This window comes from Rhodococcus sp. WB9 (genome assembly GCF_007558985.1).
GTDB classification, from domain to species: Bacteria; Actinomycetota; Actinomycetes; order Mycobacteriales; family Mycobacteriaceae; genus Rhodococcus_F; species Rhodococcus_F opacus.
The window spans coordinates 1479214-1495262 of record NZ_CP041769.1 but is presented as its reverse complement, the minus strand read 5'-3'; the positions used below and the strand labels follow the sequence as shown (position 1 = coordinate 1495262).

General features: G+C 66.5%; 17 protein-coding genes. 9 read left to right on the top strand and 8 right to left on the bottom strand.

Annotated features, from left to right (window positions below; translation table 11 throughout):
* Positions 1-5: 5 nt before the first annotated feature.
* Both FND50_RS07140 and FND50_RS07135 read right to left on the bottom strand, forming a co-directional pair.
* On the bottom strand, positions 6-608 hold the full coding sequence (locus FND50_RS07140) for a hypothetical protein (protein ID WP_144285270.1): 603 nt from the start codon (positions 606-608) through the stop codon (positions 6-8).
* Entirely contained in the window at positions 605-1045 is a 441-nt protein-coding gene (locus FND50_RS07135) for an MmcQ/YjbR family DNA-binding protein (RefSeq protein ID WP_144285269.1), read from the bottom strand. Before FND50_RS07135 ends, FND50_RS07140 begins: the two co-directional genes overlap by 4 nt.
* Positions 1046-1539: 494 nt before the next feature.
* Here FND50_RS07135 and FND50_RS07130 point away from each other — a divergent pair, with 494 nt between their 5' ends.
* The 4 genes from FND50_RS07130 to phoU all read left to right on the top strand — a co-directional run bounded on the left by FND50_RS07130 (position 1540) and on the right by phoU (position 6653).
* Positions 1540-2496, top strand: coding sequence for an acyl-ACP desaturase (locus tag FND50_RS07130; protein WP_007301063.1), 957 nt, complete (start codon positions 1540-1542; stop codon positions 2494-2496).
* Positions 2497-2576: 80 nt separating this feature from the next.
* A complete protein-coding gene (dusB, locus tag FND50_RS07125) occupies positions 2577-3719 on the top strand; it encodes a tRNA dihydrouridine synthase DusB (protein ID WP_144285268.1) in 1143 nt (380 codons plus the stop codon).
* A 119-nt stretch (positions 3720-3838) separates the two neighbouring features.
* On the top strand, positions 3839-5872 hold the full coding sequence (locus FND50_RS07120) for an LCP family protein (RefSeq protein ID WP_144285267.1): 2034 nt from the start codon (positions 3839-3841) through the stop codon (positions 5870-5872).
* Positions 5873-5954: 82 nt separating this feature from the next.
* Positions 5955-6653: a phosphate signaling complex protein PhoU gene (gene phoU, locus FND50_RS07115; RefSeq protein WP_005254798.1), complete on the top strand. Its 699-nt coding sequence runs from the start codon at positions 5955-5957 to the stop codon at positions 6651-6653.
* A gap of 144 nt (positions 6654-6797) precedes the next feature.
* On the opposite strand, the gene pstB is transcribed toward phoU, so the two are convergent.
* From pstB to FND50_RS07085, 6 genes are all read right to left on the bottom strand, one after another.
* On the bottom strand, positions 6798-7574 hold the full coding sequence (gene pstB, locus FND50_RS07110; RefSeq protein WP_005244341.1) for a phosphate ABC transporter ATP-binding protein PstB: 777 nt from the start codon (positions 7572-7574) through the stop codon (positions 6798-6800).
* A 43-nt stretch (positions 7575-7617) separates the two neighbouring features.
* Positions 7618-8526 (bottom strand): phosphate ABC transporter permease PstA, encoded by a 909-nt coding sequence (gene pstA, locus FND50_RS07105; RefSeq protein ID WP_144285266.1) that lies wholly within the window; start codon positions 8524-8526, stop codon positions 7618-7620.
* Positions 8527-8529: 3 nt separating this feature from the next.
* On the bottom strand, positions 8530-9603 hold the full coding sequence (gene pstC / locus FND50_RS07100) for a phosphate ABC transporter permease subunit PstC (protein WP_144285265.1): 1074 nt from the start codon (positions 9601-9603) through the stop codon (positions 8530-8532).
* Between the two features lie 67 nt (positions 9604-9670).
* Positions 9671-10789, bottom strand: coding sequence for a phosphate ABC transporter substrate-binding protein PstS (gene pstS, locus FND50_RS07095; protein ID WP_007301057.1), 1119 nt, complete (start codon positions 10787-10789; stop codon positions 9671-9673).
* Between the two features lie 214 nt (positions 10790-11003).
* Positions 11004-11921: a mycothiol synthase gene (gene mshD / locus FND50_RS07090; RefSeq protein ID WP_144285264.1), complete on the bottom strand. Its 918-nt coding sequence runs from the start codon at positions 11919-11921 to the stop codon at positions 11004-11006.
* A complete protein-coding gene (locus FND50_RS07085; protein ID WP_005254803.1) occupies positions 11918-12676 on the bottom strand; it encodes a response regulator transcription factor in 759 nt (252 codons plus the stop codon). The genes mshD and FND50_RS07085 overlap by 4 nt, the downstream gene beginning before the upstream one ends.
* A 207-nt stretch (positions 12677-12883) precedes the next feature.
* On the opposite strand from FND50_RS07085, the gene FND50_RS07080 reads away from it, so the two are divergent.
* The 5 genes from FND50_RS07080 to FND50_RS07060 all read left to right on the top strand — a co-directional run bounded on the left by FND50_RS07080 (position 12884) and on the right by FND50_RS07060 (position 16039).
* Complete coding sequence (locus tag FND50_RS07080; RefSeq protein WP_144285263.1) at positions 12884-13663, top strand: LmeA family phospholipid-binding protein; 780 nt, start codon at positions 12884-12886, stop codon at positions 13661-13663.
* The gene (locus tag FND50_RS07075) at positions 13660-14136 is read left to right on the top strand and encodes a thioredoxin family protein (protein WP_005254805.1); all 477 of its coding nucleotides are present in this window, start codon (positions 13660-13662) and stop codon (positions 14134-14136) included. The genes FND50_RS07080 and FND50_RS07075 overlap by 4 nt, the downstream gene beginning before the upstream one ends.
* Positions 14137-14373: 237 nt before the next feature.
* Positions 14374-14826: a DUF4395 domain-containing protein gene (locus FND50_RS07070; RefSeq protein ID WP_144285262.1), complete on the top strand. Its 453-nt coding sequence runs from the start codon at positions 14374-14376 to the stop codon at positions 14824-14826.
* Between the two features lie 67 nt (positions 14827-14893).
* Entirely contained in the window at positions 14894-15730 is an 837-nt protein-coding gene (locus FND50_RS07065) for a sulfurtransferase (protein WP_005254807.1), read from the top strand.
* A 3-nt stretch (positions 15731-15733) separates the two neighbouring features.
* Positions 15734-16039, top strand: coding sequence for a DUF1416 domain-containing protein (locus tag FND50_RS07060; protein WP_005244353.1), 306 nt, complete (start codon positions 15734-15736; stop codon positions 16037-16039).
* Positions 16040-16049 lie beyond the last annotated feature (10 nt).

The window sequence follows — 16049 nt, the reverse complement described above, 5'->3', positions numbered from 1 at the left end:
TTCGCTCAGGGCGTGGCAGGTGACGGTCCGGCCGGCGGCCCGTCGCCCACCTGTCCGTCCTTCGCTTTCGTTTCTCTTCGCATCTCGGCGAGATCCTCGCCCCGCTTGCGGTACGTGAAGCTGACTCCGGCGACGCCGAGGAACAGCACCACTCCGATGATGGCGCCGGCGAGCGACGCGCCGCGGAATCCGGGCGCGTCGACGTCCATGATCCGTTCGCCCGCGTGCGCTGCGCTGTTGCCGCCGAGCACCACACTGAGCGTCAGCAGGTTGGGCAGCACCACCAGGACACCGAGGATCAGCAACACGATCTGCACCGGCTTGAACCGGCGCCGGCGGAACAGCCGCCACGCTCCGCGGACCAGCAGCAGCGGCAGGAGGGTGCACAGGGTGCCGAACAACAGTCCCCACAGGATGCCGCCGCCGAAGCTGCCGTTCGCCAGTCCACCCACGTTCTGGGCCCACGCCCGCGGGAGGTAGGCCGCGAGGATAAAGTAGGCGATGACCAGTACCACCAGGAGGACTGCGATGCCGATGGCCTTCTTGGCCCACGCAGGCAGGCCCGATTTCGCCGGTGTGGAAGTGGATGCGCTGTCCTCGGTCGTCATGACTGGTCTCCCTGCATCGGCAACGGTTCTTCGTCCAGCACCTGCTCGGCCAGTCGCTTCGGGGCGACGAGCGTGTACGACGTCCTGATCCACTCACGCAGCTGTTCCCACCGAGGCTCGTCCGCGTCCGCGACGTCCAGTGCGATCCAGCCGTGTCTACCGAGACCGTATCCCGCGGGCTCGGCCCGTGGTTCCGTTGCGACGACCGCTTCGGCCTCGTCGATGGTGAGCTTCACCGTCAACCGGGTGGCCTCCACGTCACTGAACACGAAGTTCTTCCCCCGCACCCGGAACGTCGGGTGTCCGTCCCATTGGGCGACGTCCACGCGCACGGCTTCGGGCAACTCGGCGACGATCTGTTCCAGGCGGCTGATGTTGTTGCCCATGTGACGATTGTCGGCAGCGCCCAGACCGACCGCAACCGGCATAACGGACATACGCGGGATTTCCCGCCGCCGAGACCGAGGTGAAGTCGGCGTTGCCGACGCTCCTCTGCGGGCTCGACGGGGTCCTGGGTGGCCTGCTCGGAAAGGGTGGGGCGGCGGACTGGGCCCGGGTGGCGATATTCACACCTGGGGTGGATCGAATTCCCAGGAGACCGACAGCCCGGACGAACGGGTTTCCGCGCAACCGCCGACACGGCTCGAGTTGCGGCAGGGAATCTGTGGAGACCGACAAATCTGTGATCGTCCACAACTGTCCGCGCGTCGCTGTGATGATCTCTCCCTGCGATGATTACGCTGGTCACCGCACACGCACGCTCATCAGTACACTGTCATGTAACGGTTCGCCGCGTGGCGGCGACACATCCCGGAAGATCCATTACGGATCGGTAACTTGGACGGTTCCCGGGCCGCCGACGGCGTTTACCAACCTACTTACGGTGCCGTAGGCTGAACAAAGTCAAATTGAGCTACTGGAGGCATTACACATGGCGAGGGATCTGACCCAACTCGAACTGCTGCAGGAGTTGTCGCCGGTTGCAGAAGAGAACGTCAACCGCCACATCTCCATGGCCAAGGAATGGCATCCCCACGACTACGTTCCGTGGGACGAAGGACGCAACTTCGCCGCGATGGGCGGCATCGACTGGGATCCCGAGCAGTCGCAGCTCGACGAGGTCGCCAAGGCTGCGATGATCACGAACCTCCTCACCGAGGACAACCTGCCGTCGTACCACCGCGAGATCGCCGAGAACTTCTCGCAGGACGGCGCGTGGGGAACGTGGGTCGGTCGCTGGACCGCCGAGGAGAACCGTCACGGCATCGTGATGCGCGATTACCTCGTCGTGACCCGCGCCGTCGACCCCGTCCAGCTCGAGCGTTTCCGCATGGAGCACATGACGAACGGCTTCGCCTCCCCCGCCGACGTCGACGCCGGCTTCCTCCACTCCGTCGCGTACGTGACGTTCCAGGAACTCGCCACCCGCGTCAGCCACCGCAACACCGGTAAGGCGTGCAAGGACCCGATCGCCGACAAGATGCTGCAGCGCATCGCCGCCGACGAGAACCTGCACATGATCTTCTACCGCAACATGTGCGGTGCTGCCCTCGACCTCGCGCCCGATCAGGCGCTCGAGGCCATCAACATGATCGTCCAGAACTTCCAGATGCCGGGCGCCGGCATGCCGAACTTCCGGCGCAACGGTGTGCTCATGGCCAAGCACGGCATCTACGACCTGCGTCAGCACCTCGAAGAGGTCGTGATGCCCGTCCTGCGCAAGTGGAACATCTTCGAGCGGACCGATTTCACCGCCCGCGGCGAAGAGGTCCGCGAGAGCCTCGGCAAGTTCCTCGAGAACCTCGAGGGCCAGGCCACCAAGTTCGAGGAGCAGCGCGACCGCATGCTGGCCCGCGAGGCCAAGAAGCGCGAGCAGAAGGCTTCGTGACGTAAACAGCTATCCTGTGCCCGGTACCGGATTCGGTACCGGGCACAGTTTTTGTTCCAGCACTTTCCCAGAGGTCGTCAATGTCATCCCTTCGTATCGGATCGCTCGAGCTGCGCAGTCCGGTGGTTCTGGCCCCCATGGCCGGGATCACCAACGTCGCGTTCCGCACGCTGTGTCGTGAGCTCGAGACGGAGCGCGCGGGCAGCACGTCCGGCCTGTACGTCTGTGAGATGGTGACCGCGCGTGCGCTGGTGGAACGGCAGCCCGCGACCCTGCACATGACGACGTTCGGCCCGACCGAGACCCCGCGGTCGCTGCAGCTGTACACCGTCGACCCCGACACCACGTACGCCGCGGCCAAGATGATCGTGGACGAGAACATGGCCGACCACATCGACATGAACTTCGGCTGCCCGGTTCCCAAGGTGACCCGCAAGGGTGGTGGCGCGGCGCTGCCGTACAAGCGCACCCTGTTCGGCCGGATCGTCGCGGCGGCCGTGAAGGCGACCGAGGGGACCGACGTCCCGGTGACCGTCAAGTTCCGCGTCGGCATCGACGCCGAGCACCACACGCATCTCGACGCCGGCCGGATCGCCGCCGGCGAAGGCGCCGCCGCGGTCGCACTGCACGCGCGTACCGCCTCGCAGCGGTACTCCGGCACGGCCGATTGGAACGAGATCGCCCGGCTCAAGGAACACGTCACGGACGTGCCCGTCCTCGGGAACGGCGACATCTTCGCCGCCGAGGACGCGGCCCGCATGATGGAACAGACAGGGTGCGACGGCGTCGTCGTCGGACGGGGATGCCTCGGGCGCCCATGGCTGTTCGCGGAGCTGAGCGCCGCACTGAACGGAAACCCGCAGCCCATTCCGCCCAATCTCGGCGAGGTGGCCACGATCATCCGCCGGCACGCGGAGCTCCTTGCCGATCACCACGGCGAGGACAAGGGCCTCCGTGAACTGCGCAAGCACGTGTCCTGGTACCTGCGGGGTTTCCCCGCCGGGTCCGAACTGCGGGTCGCGATGGCCCTCGTGAGCACCCTCACCGAACTCGACGACCTCTTGGTTCAGCTCGATCCGACCATCCCGTTCCCCAAGGACGCCGAGGGACCACGGGGACGTCAGGGGTCACCCGGGACGGTCGCGCTCCCCGCGGGATGGCTCGACGACCCCGACGACTGCCTCGTACCCGCCGGCGCCGACCTCATGCATTCTGGTGGTTAGCAGGACGAACGCGCGTCACCTCGCTACATGTGTGGAGCCCCGACGTTCGATAAGTACTATGGCTGGAATCCGTCGAGGCCGACGGAGGTCGGAGTGGGCGGAGAGGTCAGGTTGCATCGGTGGGTGATGATCACAGCTCGGACTCACCGACTCCCGAATCCCGCGCCCCCTGGGAGCGTCCTCTCGCGGATCCCAGCTACCGAGAAGCCCAGTCGGGACGGCCGCGGCGACTCCCGCCGCGGCAGCCACCGCCCGAGCGGACCGCGCCACCCGAACGGACCGCGCCACCCGAGCGCCGAGCGCAGGTAGAACGCACCGAACCGTCCCGCCACGACAGTGGCCGGATCGGCCGCCGGGCCGCGGGTGGACCCACCGAAGCGCTCTCCGTCGCAGACCTGGTGAAGAAGGTTTCCGGGGAGGAACCGAGCGAGCCGGACGATCCGGACAAGACGGAGATAATTCCCCCGATCGACGAGCAGCAGCCGCCGCCTCCCGGGATTCCGCCGCGGGAGACCCCTGCCGCTCCTCCACCGCCGGAGCCGGAGCCCCCGCAGAGCACGCCCGAGCCCGAGTGGGTCGCGGATTCCGCCGAGACCACTGCGGTACCGCAGGTGGTCGGCAACCCGGGCACCACCCGCCTGGCCCTCAACAAGACCCGTAAACGCAAGCGTCTGCGTGCAGCAGGACGGGCCGTCGTCGCGCTCGTGGCGGTGGTCGCACTCGCCGGAACCGGCATCGTCTGGGGTTACCTCCGCTCCACCGAAGGCAAGTTCGACCAGATCGCGGCACTCGACACGGAGTCGACCGACATCGTCGACGCCGTCGGGCAGACCGGTGACGAGACCTATCTCATCGTCGGCAGCGACACCCGCGCCGGCGCGAGCGGCGAAGTGGGTGCGGGAACCATCGACGACGCCGAGGGATCCCGCGCCGACACGGTGATGCTCGTCAACATCCCCGCCGACCGAAGCCGGGTGGTCGCGGTGTCGTTCCCCCGCGACCTCGACGTCGAGCGGCCCGTCTGCCAGGGCTGGGACAACGCCAGCGGCACCTACACCGAGGAGACCTTCCCCGCCGCCGACGGCGACAAACTCAACGCCACCTACGCGCTCGGCGGACCGAAGTGCCTGGTGAAGGTGATCCAGAAGATGTCGGGTCTGAAGATCGGCCACTTCGTCGGCATGGACTTCGCCGGCTTCGAGTCGATGGTCAACGAGATCGGTGGGGTCAAGGTCTGTACCACCCAGCCGCTCGAGGACGGCGTCCTCGGCACCGTTCTGCCGGAGGCGGGCACTCAGATGCTCGACGGCAAGACCGCACTGAACTTCGTCCGCGCCAGACATGTCGAGGCGGAGGGCAACGGCGACTACGGCCGCATCAACCGTCAGCAGAGATTCCTGTCCGCCCTGCTGCGGGGCGCCCTGTCCAGTCAGGTGCTGCTCAATCCCGGCAAACTGAACGGCTTCATCAACGCGTTCACCCGCGACACGTTCGTCGAGAACATCGACACGAAGTCGCTGGTCACGCTCGGACGCTCACTGCAGAACGTCGATGCGGGCGCGGTCACGTTCCTGACGGTGCCCACCGCAGGCACCACCGAGTGGGGTAACGAGATTCCCCGCACCGACGACATCAAGGCCATCTTCCGCGCCATCATCGACGACGAGGCGCTGCCCGGCGAGAAGCGTGCGGAACCCCTGCCCTCCGCCCCCGAACCGCAGGCCGCGCCGGCGCCGCTGTCGGTCCAGGCCGTCGACCCGTCCAGCGTGACCGTGCAGGTGTCGAACGCTTCGGGTGAGTCGGGACTGGCCGCGACCGTGGCCGACTCGCTGGCCGCCGAGGGGTTCCAGATCTACAACGTCGGCAACTACACGGGAACCAGCGGCGAGACCGTCGTCCGGTTCTCGCCGGGCCACGAAGCCGAGGCGGCGACCCTGGCGTCGTCGTTCCCGGGTGCGGTGCTCGAGTCGACCACCGGACTGGGGACGGTCGTCGAGGTCGCGCTCGGTTCGAACTTCTCCGGGACCGTCCAGACACCGAGCCCGATCGACACACCGCTCAGTATGTCGGACGTGCGAATCGGCCAGCCCGAGGACGTGGAAATCCCCGCGGACCTTGCGGTTGTGAACGCAGGCGACACGTCCTGCGAATGAGCGCCCGCCGGGTCGCGTCGTTCACCCCGCGTTCACCGTGTGATCGTGACTTGGTTTCCCGTGCACCGTAGGCTGTGACCTCATGCGCGTGGCTTACAACGAACAGATGACCGAGCTTGCCGACTTGCTCGGTGAGATGGCGGGGCTTGCGGGGGTCGCCATGGAGCGCGCCACCCAGTCGCTGCTCCAGGCAGATCTTTCCCTCGCCGAGCAGGTGATCGGCGAGCACGACAAGATCACCGAGCTCAGCACCATCTGCGAGGAGCGGGCGTTCGCCCTCCTCGCCCTGCAGGCACCGGTCGCCGGCGACCTCCGCTCGGTCGTCAGCGGGATCCAGATCGTCGCCGACATCGACCGCATGGGTGCGTTGGCTCTCCACGTCGCCAAGATCGCGCGCCGCCGACATCCCAACCACGTGCTTCCCGAAGAGGTCAACGGTTACTTCGCCGAGATGGGACGCATCGCCGTCTCCATCGGCGCCGCTGCCCGCGAGGTTCTCGAGACCCGTGACCCCGAGCGGGCCGCCCGCTTGCGTGAAGAGGACGAGGCGATGGACGACCTCCACCGTCACCTGTTCACCGTGCTCATGGACCGCGAGTGGAAGCACGGCGTGGCCGCCGCGGTCGACGTCACCCTGCTCGGCCGCTTCTACGAGCGTTTCGCCGACCACGCAGTCGAGGTGGGCCGCCGGGTGATCTTCCTCGTCACCGGCAAGCTGCCCGACGACACCGAGACCGCCGTAGCCGACGCCGACAGCCTCACCTCGTACCCGGAACTGTAGAACTCCGCCAACACTTTTCGCGCGAACGGGACGCTCGTACGGTCTGACCGTACGAGCGTCCCGTTCGTTCGTCCGATGCCGCGGTCCCCGGACACGAGAACGCCCCGACCGGAGATCCGGCCGGGGCGTTCTCGTGTGCGCGGCCTATCCGAAGCGGCCCGAGATGTAGTCCTCGGTGGCCTTCTGCGTCGGATTGGAGAAGATCTTCTCGGTGTCGTCGATCTCGACGAGGCGCCCCGGCTTGCCGGTGGCCTCGAGGTTGAAGAACGCGGTCTGGTCACTCACACGCGCCGCCTGCTGCATGTTGTGGGTGACGATCACGATCGTGAAGTCCTTCTTCAGCTCCGTGATCAGGTCCTCGATCGCGAGGGTCGAGATGGGGTCGAGCGCCGAGCAGGGCTCGTCCATCAGCAGGACGTCGGGCGAGACCGCGATGGCCCGGGCGATGCACAGACGCTGCTGCTGACCGCCGGACAGTCCGCCGCCCGGCTTGTCCAGCCGATCCTTGACCTCGGTCCACAGGTTGGCGCCGCGCAGCGACCGCTCGGCCACCTCGTCGAGACGCTTCTTGTTGCGCTCGCCCTGCAGCTTCAGCCCGGCCACCACGTTGTCCTTGATGGACATCGTCGGGAACGGGTTGGGACGCTGGAACACCATGCCGATCGTCTTGCGGACGCCGACCGGGTCGATACCGGAACCGTAGATGTCCTCACCGTCGAGCAGGATCGAACCCTCCACGCGCGCACCGGGAGTCACCTCGTGCATGCGGTTCAGCGAACGCAGCACCGTCGACTTGCCGCAGCCGGAGGGACCGATGAAAGCGGTCACGTTCCGCGGGGGGACGGACAGCCCGACATCGGCGACGGCGTGGAATTTGCCGTAGTAGATGTTGACGTCCTTGAGATCCAGACGCTTGGCCATTACCGGCTCCCTACTGATTGGTGTTCGAAATCGAGTGTATGTGTCACTTGCTGCGGACCTGCGAGAAGTGGCCGATGACCTTGGCCAGGATGTTGAGGATGGCGATGAGGAGAATCAACGTCAGCGCCGCACCCCAGATGCGGTTGGTACCGGCATCGGTCGGGTTGTTCATCTCGGCGACCATGACGCCGGGCAGCGTGCCCATCTCGCCACCGAACAGGTTGAAGTTGATGAAGGGTGCGTACCCCACGAGGATCAGCAGCGGCGCAGTCTCACCCATCACCCGGGCCAGCGCCAGCATGACGCCCGTGATGATGCCGGGCAGTGCGGTGGGCAGCACGATCTTGGCGATCGTCTTCCACTTCGGAACGCCCAGCGCGTACGACGCCTCCCGCAGGTCCTGCGGAACGATGCGGAGCATCTCCTCCGTGCTGCGGACGACGACGGGGACCATCAGCAGCACCAGGGCGAGTGCTACCGCGAAGCCGGACTTGGGGAAACCGAACGTCGCGATCCACAGGGCGTAGATGAACAGGGCGGCCACGATCGACGGGACACCGCTGAGGATGTCGACCATGAACGTTGTCAGCTTCGCCAGCCGCGACTTCCGGTCGGCGTACTCGACGAGATAGATCGCGACGAACAGTCCGAGAGGAATGGACAGCACCGCGCAGACGAGTCCCTGCAGAATCGTGCCGATCAGCGCGTGATAGATACCGCCGCCCGCCGCCGAGGACGTCAGTCCGCTGAGCGAGTGGGTGAACCAGGTGGCCGACGTCAGGGCAGGGATTCCCTTGATGACGACGGTGATCAGGACCCACACCAGCGGGACCAGCGCCACGAGCACTGCCAGCGTCACGAGGACGGTGGCGGTCAGGTCGACGATGCGTCGGCGGACACCGACCCCCTGGAAAGTGGCGGCCTTGACCGGCTTGTCGAGTGTCGCGGTCATGGGTCAGTCCTTCTTTCCTGCGATCACGGCGCGGGCCGCGGCGTTCACGACGAAGGTGAGAACGAAGAGCACCAGACCTGCGGCGATGTAGGCGCCGGCCTGAATGTTGTTGTTGAACTCCGCGTAGCCGAGAGCGATCTTCGAGGCGATGGTGGCGCCGCCGTCGAACAGCGACCACCCGAAGGGCTGCGACGTGGTGCGCAGGATCAGGTAGAGCGCCATGGTCTCGCCGAGGGCGCGACCCAGGCCGAGCATTGATCCGCTGATGTAACCGGACTTGCCGAACGGAATGATCGTGGTTCGCACCACTTCCCACCGGGTGGCGCCCAGTGCGAGCGCAGCCTCGATGTGGGACGTCGGTGTCTGCACGAACACCTCGCGGGTGACCGCGGTGATGACGGGAAGGATCATGACGGCGAGGACGATGCCTGCGGTGAAGATGGTGCCACCGCCGGTGATGGAACCGCTTCCGGTCGCGAACAGTGGGAACCAGCCGAGTTTTTCGTTGAGCCACACGGCGAGTGGCTTGATCGCGGGAGCGAACACGAGCAGACCCCAGAGGCCGTAGACGATCGACGGCACGGCGGCCAGCAGGTCGATCACGTACGCCAGTGGCCGTTTGAGCCAGTTCGGCGAGTACTCGGTGAGGAAGATCGCGATGCCGAGGGCGACGGGCATCGCGAGGATCAGAGCGAACAGCGAGACGAGGACGGTCACCTGGAAGAGGTCGAGGACACCGAACGCCATGGCGTTGATGTTCTGGGTGACCCACTCGCGGCTGGTGAGGAAGTTGACCTGATTCCGGCTCAGTGCGGGAACTGCGCGCCAGATCAGGAAGATGCCGATCGCGGCGATCAGGATGGAGATGAAGATGGCGGAGATGGTCGCGAGCGACTTGAAGATCCGGTCCCCCGGCCTGGCGGCGGCCTTGCCGCGGGGTGCACCTGTCGGAGTCGGGATTTCGGCCTTGGTGGTACTCAACTCGGCCTCCGGGGTGCCGTTCGGACCGCCCACCCCGACTCCGCCGGAAGCGGAGCCGGAGGCGCGAGGTGCTGATTCGATGTGCGCTTCACTCATCTGCGCTCGCAATCTTTCCTGGTCAGAATATCGAGTCATGGGCGGGTCCGAACGATTAATGGTGCTATCAGCCGATTGCGGCTACCGATGCGTTCAGCTTCTCCTTCATGGAGTCGGGCAGCGGCACGTAACCCTGCTCGGCCAGGTTGCCCTGCCCCTCGTTGGCAGCGCTGGTCAGGAACGACTTGACCGCGGCCGACGTGTCGGCGTCGTAACCCTTCGAGCACACGATCTCGTAGGTGGCGAGCACCAACGGGTACGCGCCCGCTTCCTTGGTACCGAAGATCGAGCCGAGGTCGAGGGTCAGATCGCCCACACCCTGACCCTTGAACTGCGCACCCTCGATGGCCTTCGATGCCGACTCGTCGGACAGCGCGACGGGGCCGGAGCCGGTGTCGATCTGTGCGCTAGCAAGCTTGTTCTGGTCGGCGTAGGACTTCTCGACGTAGGTGATCGAGCCCGGGGCGGAGGCCACTGCCTGAGCGACACCGGCCGAACCCTTGGCGCCCTCACCGATTCCGCCGGTGAAGTCGGAACCGGCACCGGTGGTCCAGGCGCCGTTGGAGGACGCCGTCAGGTACTGCTGGAAGTTGTCGGTGGTTCCCGACGAATCCGAGCGGATGATGGCGGTGACGTCCTGGTCCGGGAGAGTGGCGCCGGGGTTGAGCGCGGCGATGGCCGGGTCGTTCCACTTCTTGATGGTGCCGTTGAAGATCTTGGCGGTCACCTCGCCGTTCAGCACCAGGTCCTCGACGCCGTCGAGGTTGTAGGCGATCGCAACGGGTCCGAAGACCAGCGGCAGGTTCCAGGCCTCGCCGCCGACGCACCGAGCCTTGGCCTGCTCGGCCTGCTCGGCCTTGATCGCCGAGTCGGAGCCGGCGAAGTCGATCTGGCCCGCGATGAACTGGGTCCGTCCGTCGCCGGAACCGCTGGGGTTGTACGCCAGGTTGACGGTCTTACCCTTTTCCTGGCAGACGGAGATGTAGGTGGAGACGAACTGGTCCATGGCGTTCTTCTGGGCCGAGGAACCGGCCGCGGAGAGGTTGGCCTTGCCCTCGCACGTCGCGTTGGACGACGATGCGTCGACGCCGCTCGACGCCGCGTTGTTGTCGCTGCCACACGCGGCCAAGGTCATGGCACCCAGGGCCACTGCACCGAGCAGGGCGCCACTGCGCTTGAGATTCACCTAGTCCTCCGGAAATACCGTCTCGCCCGCGATCGGGCGGCGACATGAGGTGCGCTTCGTTGAAATCTGCACCAGGCAACACGGCGCTGCCCACGGAGAAACCTAGGGGTAGCTAATGTCCAGTTGGACCACGATCGGTGAACGGAAGGTGAACAGACCGAGCATTTGTCCACATTTCCGAGACGAACAACCGGTGCGGAAGTAGAGGAGCACCTCAGGCGCGTGCATACGCGACGTCGGTGTGAAACCGCTCGAACCCGAGCCGATCGTAGGTGTGCAGCGCCGACGCGTTGTCGCCCTCGACGTAGAGCAGCACCGCACCGAGCCCGCGGTCACGCAGATAGTGCAGTCCGGCGAGCGTCAGCAACCGGCCGAGACCACGCCCCTGGGCGTCGGGGCCGATCGCCACCACGTAGACCTCACCGATGGCCGGCTCGTCGCCCTGCTTCGGGTGCACCTTGGTCCAATGGAATCCGAGCAGTCTCTGCTCGTCCGAAGCGGCGAACGCCATGAAAAGTCCGGACGGATCGAACCAGGCCTCCGCACGACGTTCGGCCAATTCACGTTCGGTCCACGACCCTTGCTCGGGATGCCAGGCGAAGGCAGCGGCATTGACCCGCAGCAGCTCGGGATCGTCCTCGACGCCCTGGTACTCGCGGAGTGAAATATCTTCCGGCACAACAAGTTCTGGGAGTTCCACATCGGCGAGCGGACGCCGGAGCTGCAGGAGTTCGCGCGCCCCGGTCAACCCGAGGCGCTGCGCTACCGCCTGCGCCGCAGGCAGGTTGCCGTGCGCCCACACCCGGGCGTCCGGACCACCCTCGGACAGGACCTCGGTGACCAGCCGGCCACCGATCCCCCGGCCACGCGCCTCGGGGTCGACGGCGAGTTCGGCCATCGCGGGATGATCCCCGTGCCCCGGCTGCAACTGCGCGTACCCGACGATCCGATCGGCATCGGTCTCCACCAGATGACGGACACCGGCACTACCGGCGCCGGACACGGCGTGCACGCCCTGCTCCGACACCGGCGCGGTTCCGTCCGCTGCCGCCGCGCGTTCGAGCAGAGCGGACACGTCCGCGGCCTGCTTGCCGTCGAGTCGATCAGTCCAGGACTGCACCGGAACACTCACTGGATCGCCGGCCCTTCCGCGGATTCGAAGTCCGCATCGTCGGCGTCGAGGTCGTCGACGGGCGGCACCGGCGCACCCGACTTGCTGCGGGTGGGACGGACGGCCTTGTAGCCGACATTGCGGACTGTACCGATCAAGGATTCGTACTCGCTGCCCAGCTTGGCGCGCAGACGACGCACGTGAACGTCGACGGTGCGGGTACCACCGAAGAAGTCGTATCCCCAGACCTCCTGCAGCAACTGCGCGCGGGTGAAGACGCGACCCGCGTGCTGTGCCAGGTATTTGAGGAGTTCGAACTCCTTGTAGGTGAGGTCGAGTGGGCGTCCGCGCAGACGCGCCGTGTACGTGCCCTCGTCGATGACCAGTTCGCCCAGCGTGATCTTGCCGGAGGCCTCCGGACTGGCGACCCCGCCGGAGCGTCCGACCAGCAGTCGGAGACGGGCGTCCACCTCGGCCGGGCCGGTGCCCGGGAGCAGGATGTCGTCGAGGCCCCAGTCGGAATTGACCGCCACCAGGCCGCCCTCGGTGAGGACCGCCACCACGGGAACCGCGGAACCCGTGCTGCCCAGCAGCCGGCAGAGGCCGCGAGCCGCCGCGAGATCGGTGCGCGCATCCACCAGGGCGATGTCGGCGGAGCTCGCTTCCAGGAGAGAGGACACCTCCGTCGGGGCAGGCCGCACCGAATGCGCCAGCAGGGCGAGGGCAGGCAGCACTGCCTCGGGGTTGGGGTCGGAGGTAAGAAGCAGTAGCTCCACACAGCCTCCCATCTCGTCGCCGTCGTACCCGGCCGGCCGACGGATGGTTCATCCGCCGGTCCAGGTAGATCGACACTGAAGGTATCGACACTTTTGTCGGTGACAGAGTAGCGCGCCGTCGTCGGCGTTCGTTGCACCGAACCCCCCGGCAACGGGCGCGGAGGTCGCACCGACACTCCCCCGACCGGCGTCCGTCACAATGGGGCCGTGCGGAAACTCATCATCGGAATCGTCGTCCTCGTGGCTCTCGGTCTCGTCGTCGACTTCGGTTCGGCGGCCTACGCGGAGTACCGGGTGTCGCGGGAACTGCGGGCAGGCGCGTCGCTCACAGCGGATCCCGAGGTGACGGTTCACGGTTTTCCGTTCCTCACCCAGGCGTGGGACGGAAAGTACGAGAACATCGAGATCCGCGCCCAGGGAGTACAGAGTGACGTCGTGGGCGAGGTGACGATCGAGTCCACCCTCCTGGGCGTCTCCGCGCCGTTGTCCGACCTCGTCGACGGCTCCGTGATGACCCTCCCGGTCGATCACCTCTCCGGCCGCATGCTCATCGACGCCACCGACCTGGGTCGCTTCCTCGACATCCCCGACCTGCAGGTTTCGGCCCCGCCCGCCAGCAAGTCGGACGGCACCGGCGGCTCCGGCGGCTCGGGGATGCCGACCGCGGGCGGCGTCGTCCTCACCGGCACCGTCCCCGTCGGGCCCATCGAGACCACCGTCAGCGTGCAGGCCGACCTGGTACTCGACGGCGGTCAGGTGAAGATCGTCGCCAGCGACTTCTACTTCGGGCCCGAAGGCCACGCCGACTTCACCATCCCCGAGCCCCTCGCCCCCGCGATCCTCGGCCTCTTCACCCGGACGATCGACCCCCGGGAACTCCCGTTCGGCGTCCAGCCGACGGAGGTCTACGCGGAAGGCTCGCAGATCGTCATCGAGGGCGTCGGCAACAACGTCACGATCGACCTGAACGAACTACAGAGCCGATGACCGGAATCACACTGTTACTGATCGCACTGTTCGCCGCCGTCGTGTTCGGGCTCGTCTGGCAACGCCGCCAGGGGACGGTCCGGAGCACCGGCGAGGCGTCCGCGGTCGTGACCGACCAACGACGGCTGCTTCTCGAGGCGGCGGGTGTCGGGCCGGGGTCGCCGGAGCATCCTCGACGGGCCACCGTTCTCCACTTCTCCGCCGACTGGTGCGGACCCTGCGCTGCCGTGCGCAGGGTGGTGGGACAGGTCGTCGAGGACCTTGCCGGCGAGCCGGAACCGCCCGTCGAAGTGGAGGTCGACATCGACGAGTATCCCTCTCTCGCCAAGGAACTCGGCGTTCTGTCGCTGCCGACGACCTTCATTCTCGACGCCGACCTGCAGCAACGCTTCCGGGTGTCCGGAGTGCCCGCCGCGACCGACCTGCGGGCCGCGCTGGGACCCCTCACCCGGCCCCCGGCTTCAAATTCCTGAAGAACCGGGTAAACTCGTCGTCGTGCAATCCAGCCACGAGCTCATGCTCACCCGTCGCCGCACAGTAGACCTGTGCCGCCTCGGGGCTTGTTGCTGTACCTGTTGCTGATCACCAGGGCTGTCGCTTTCTGCTGACACCGCGGATTCCGCGCACGTGATCGAACCCCCGATGACGACGTCTACCGTCGCCGTTCGGCGCCAGGCAAGCATTCAGGACTCAACGCAGGAGCACTTCTCATGTCCACAACACTCGAGCTCGAGCAGGTCGACGTTCGTGGCCCCCGGTTCGCCGCCTGGGTCACCACCGCAGTCCTCGTCGCCGTACTCGTCGTGTCGACGTTCTCGCTGGTCGCAGCAGGAATTCTGCTGGCGCTGCAAGCGGCCGTCTTCGCGGCAGGCGCAGCCACCGGACCGCGACGCAGCCCGTACGGCCAGATCTTCGGCACCCTCGTCGCGCCGCGACTCGCTCCGGGGAGTGAACGCGAACCGGTCGCACCGCTCCGCTTCGCGCAGCTCGTCGGCTTCGTCTTCGCCGCCGTCGGCACCGTCGGCTTCTTCGCCGGCTCCGGCGTCATCGGGGCCGTGGCCACCGCATTCGCCCTGTTCGCGGCGTTTCTCAACGCTGCGTTCGGAATCTGCCTCGGCTGCCAGATCTATCCACTCGTCGTACGCTTCCGCACCGCGGCCTGAAAAATTCACACCGAGAACCACTGCACGATCCACCCGACACAAGTAAGTACACACCGAAAGGAACACCATGGCTCGCTCCGATGTCCTAGTCTCCGCCGACTGGGCTGAGCAGAACCTCAACGCCCCCAAGACCGTTTTCGTCGAGGTGGATGAGGACACCAGCGCATACGACGGCGGCCACATCGAAGGCGCCATCCGCCTCGACTGGCGCAAGGACCTGCAGGACGGCGTCCGTCGTGACTTCCTGAACCAGCAGCAGTTCTCCGATCTTCTGTCCGCCAAGGGCGTCGCCAATGACGACACCATCGTTCTCTACGGCGGCAACAACAACTGGTTCGCGGCGTACGCGTACTGGTACTTCAAGCTCTACGGCCACCAGGACGTCAAGCTGATCGACGGCGGCCGCAAGAAGTGGGAGCTCGACGGGCGTCCCCTCTCCAAGGAGACCGTCACCCGCGAGGCCACCCAGTACAAGGCCGAGGCCCCCGACCTGTCGATCCGCGCGTTCCGCGACGAGGTCATCGACGCCATCGGCAGCAAGAACCTCGTCGACGTGCGTTCGCCCGACGAGTTCTCCGGCAAGATCCTCGCTCCCGCTCACCTGCCGCAGGAGCAGGCGCAGCAGCGTGGACACGTCCCCACGGCCATCAACATCCCGTGGAGCACCACCGCAAACGAGGACGGCACGTTCAAGTCGGACGACGACCTGGAGAAGCTGTACTCGGAGAAGGGCTACGACGAGTCCAAGCCCACCATCGCGTACTGCCGAATCGGCGAGCGCTCCAGCCACACCTGGTTCGTGCTCAAGGAGATCCTCGGCAAGTCCGACGTCAAGAACTACGACGGCAGCTGGGTCGAATACGGCTCACTCGTCGGCGCACCCATCGAGTTGGAGGTTCACTGAGCCATGTGTGGAGCACCTGTACAGACCCAGACCCTGCCCGCGGGCGTCGACGTCGAGAAGGAAACGGTCATCACCGGCCGCGTTCTCGCCGCTGACGGACAGCCGATCGGTGGAGCGTTCGTGCGTCTCCTCGACGGCGGCGGCGAATTCACCGCCGAGGTCGTCGCCTCGGGCACCGGAGACTTCCGCTTCTTCGCCGCTCCCGGCGAGTGGACCGTGCGTGCACTGTCCAGCTCCGGCAACGGCACCTCGACGGTGAGCCCGTCGAGCGCAGGCGTGCACAACGTCGACGTCACGGTCGGCGAGTAGTCACCAGCCG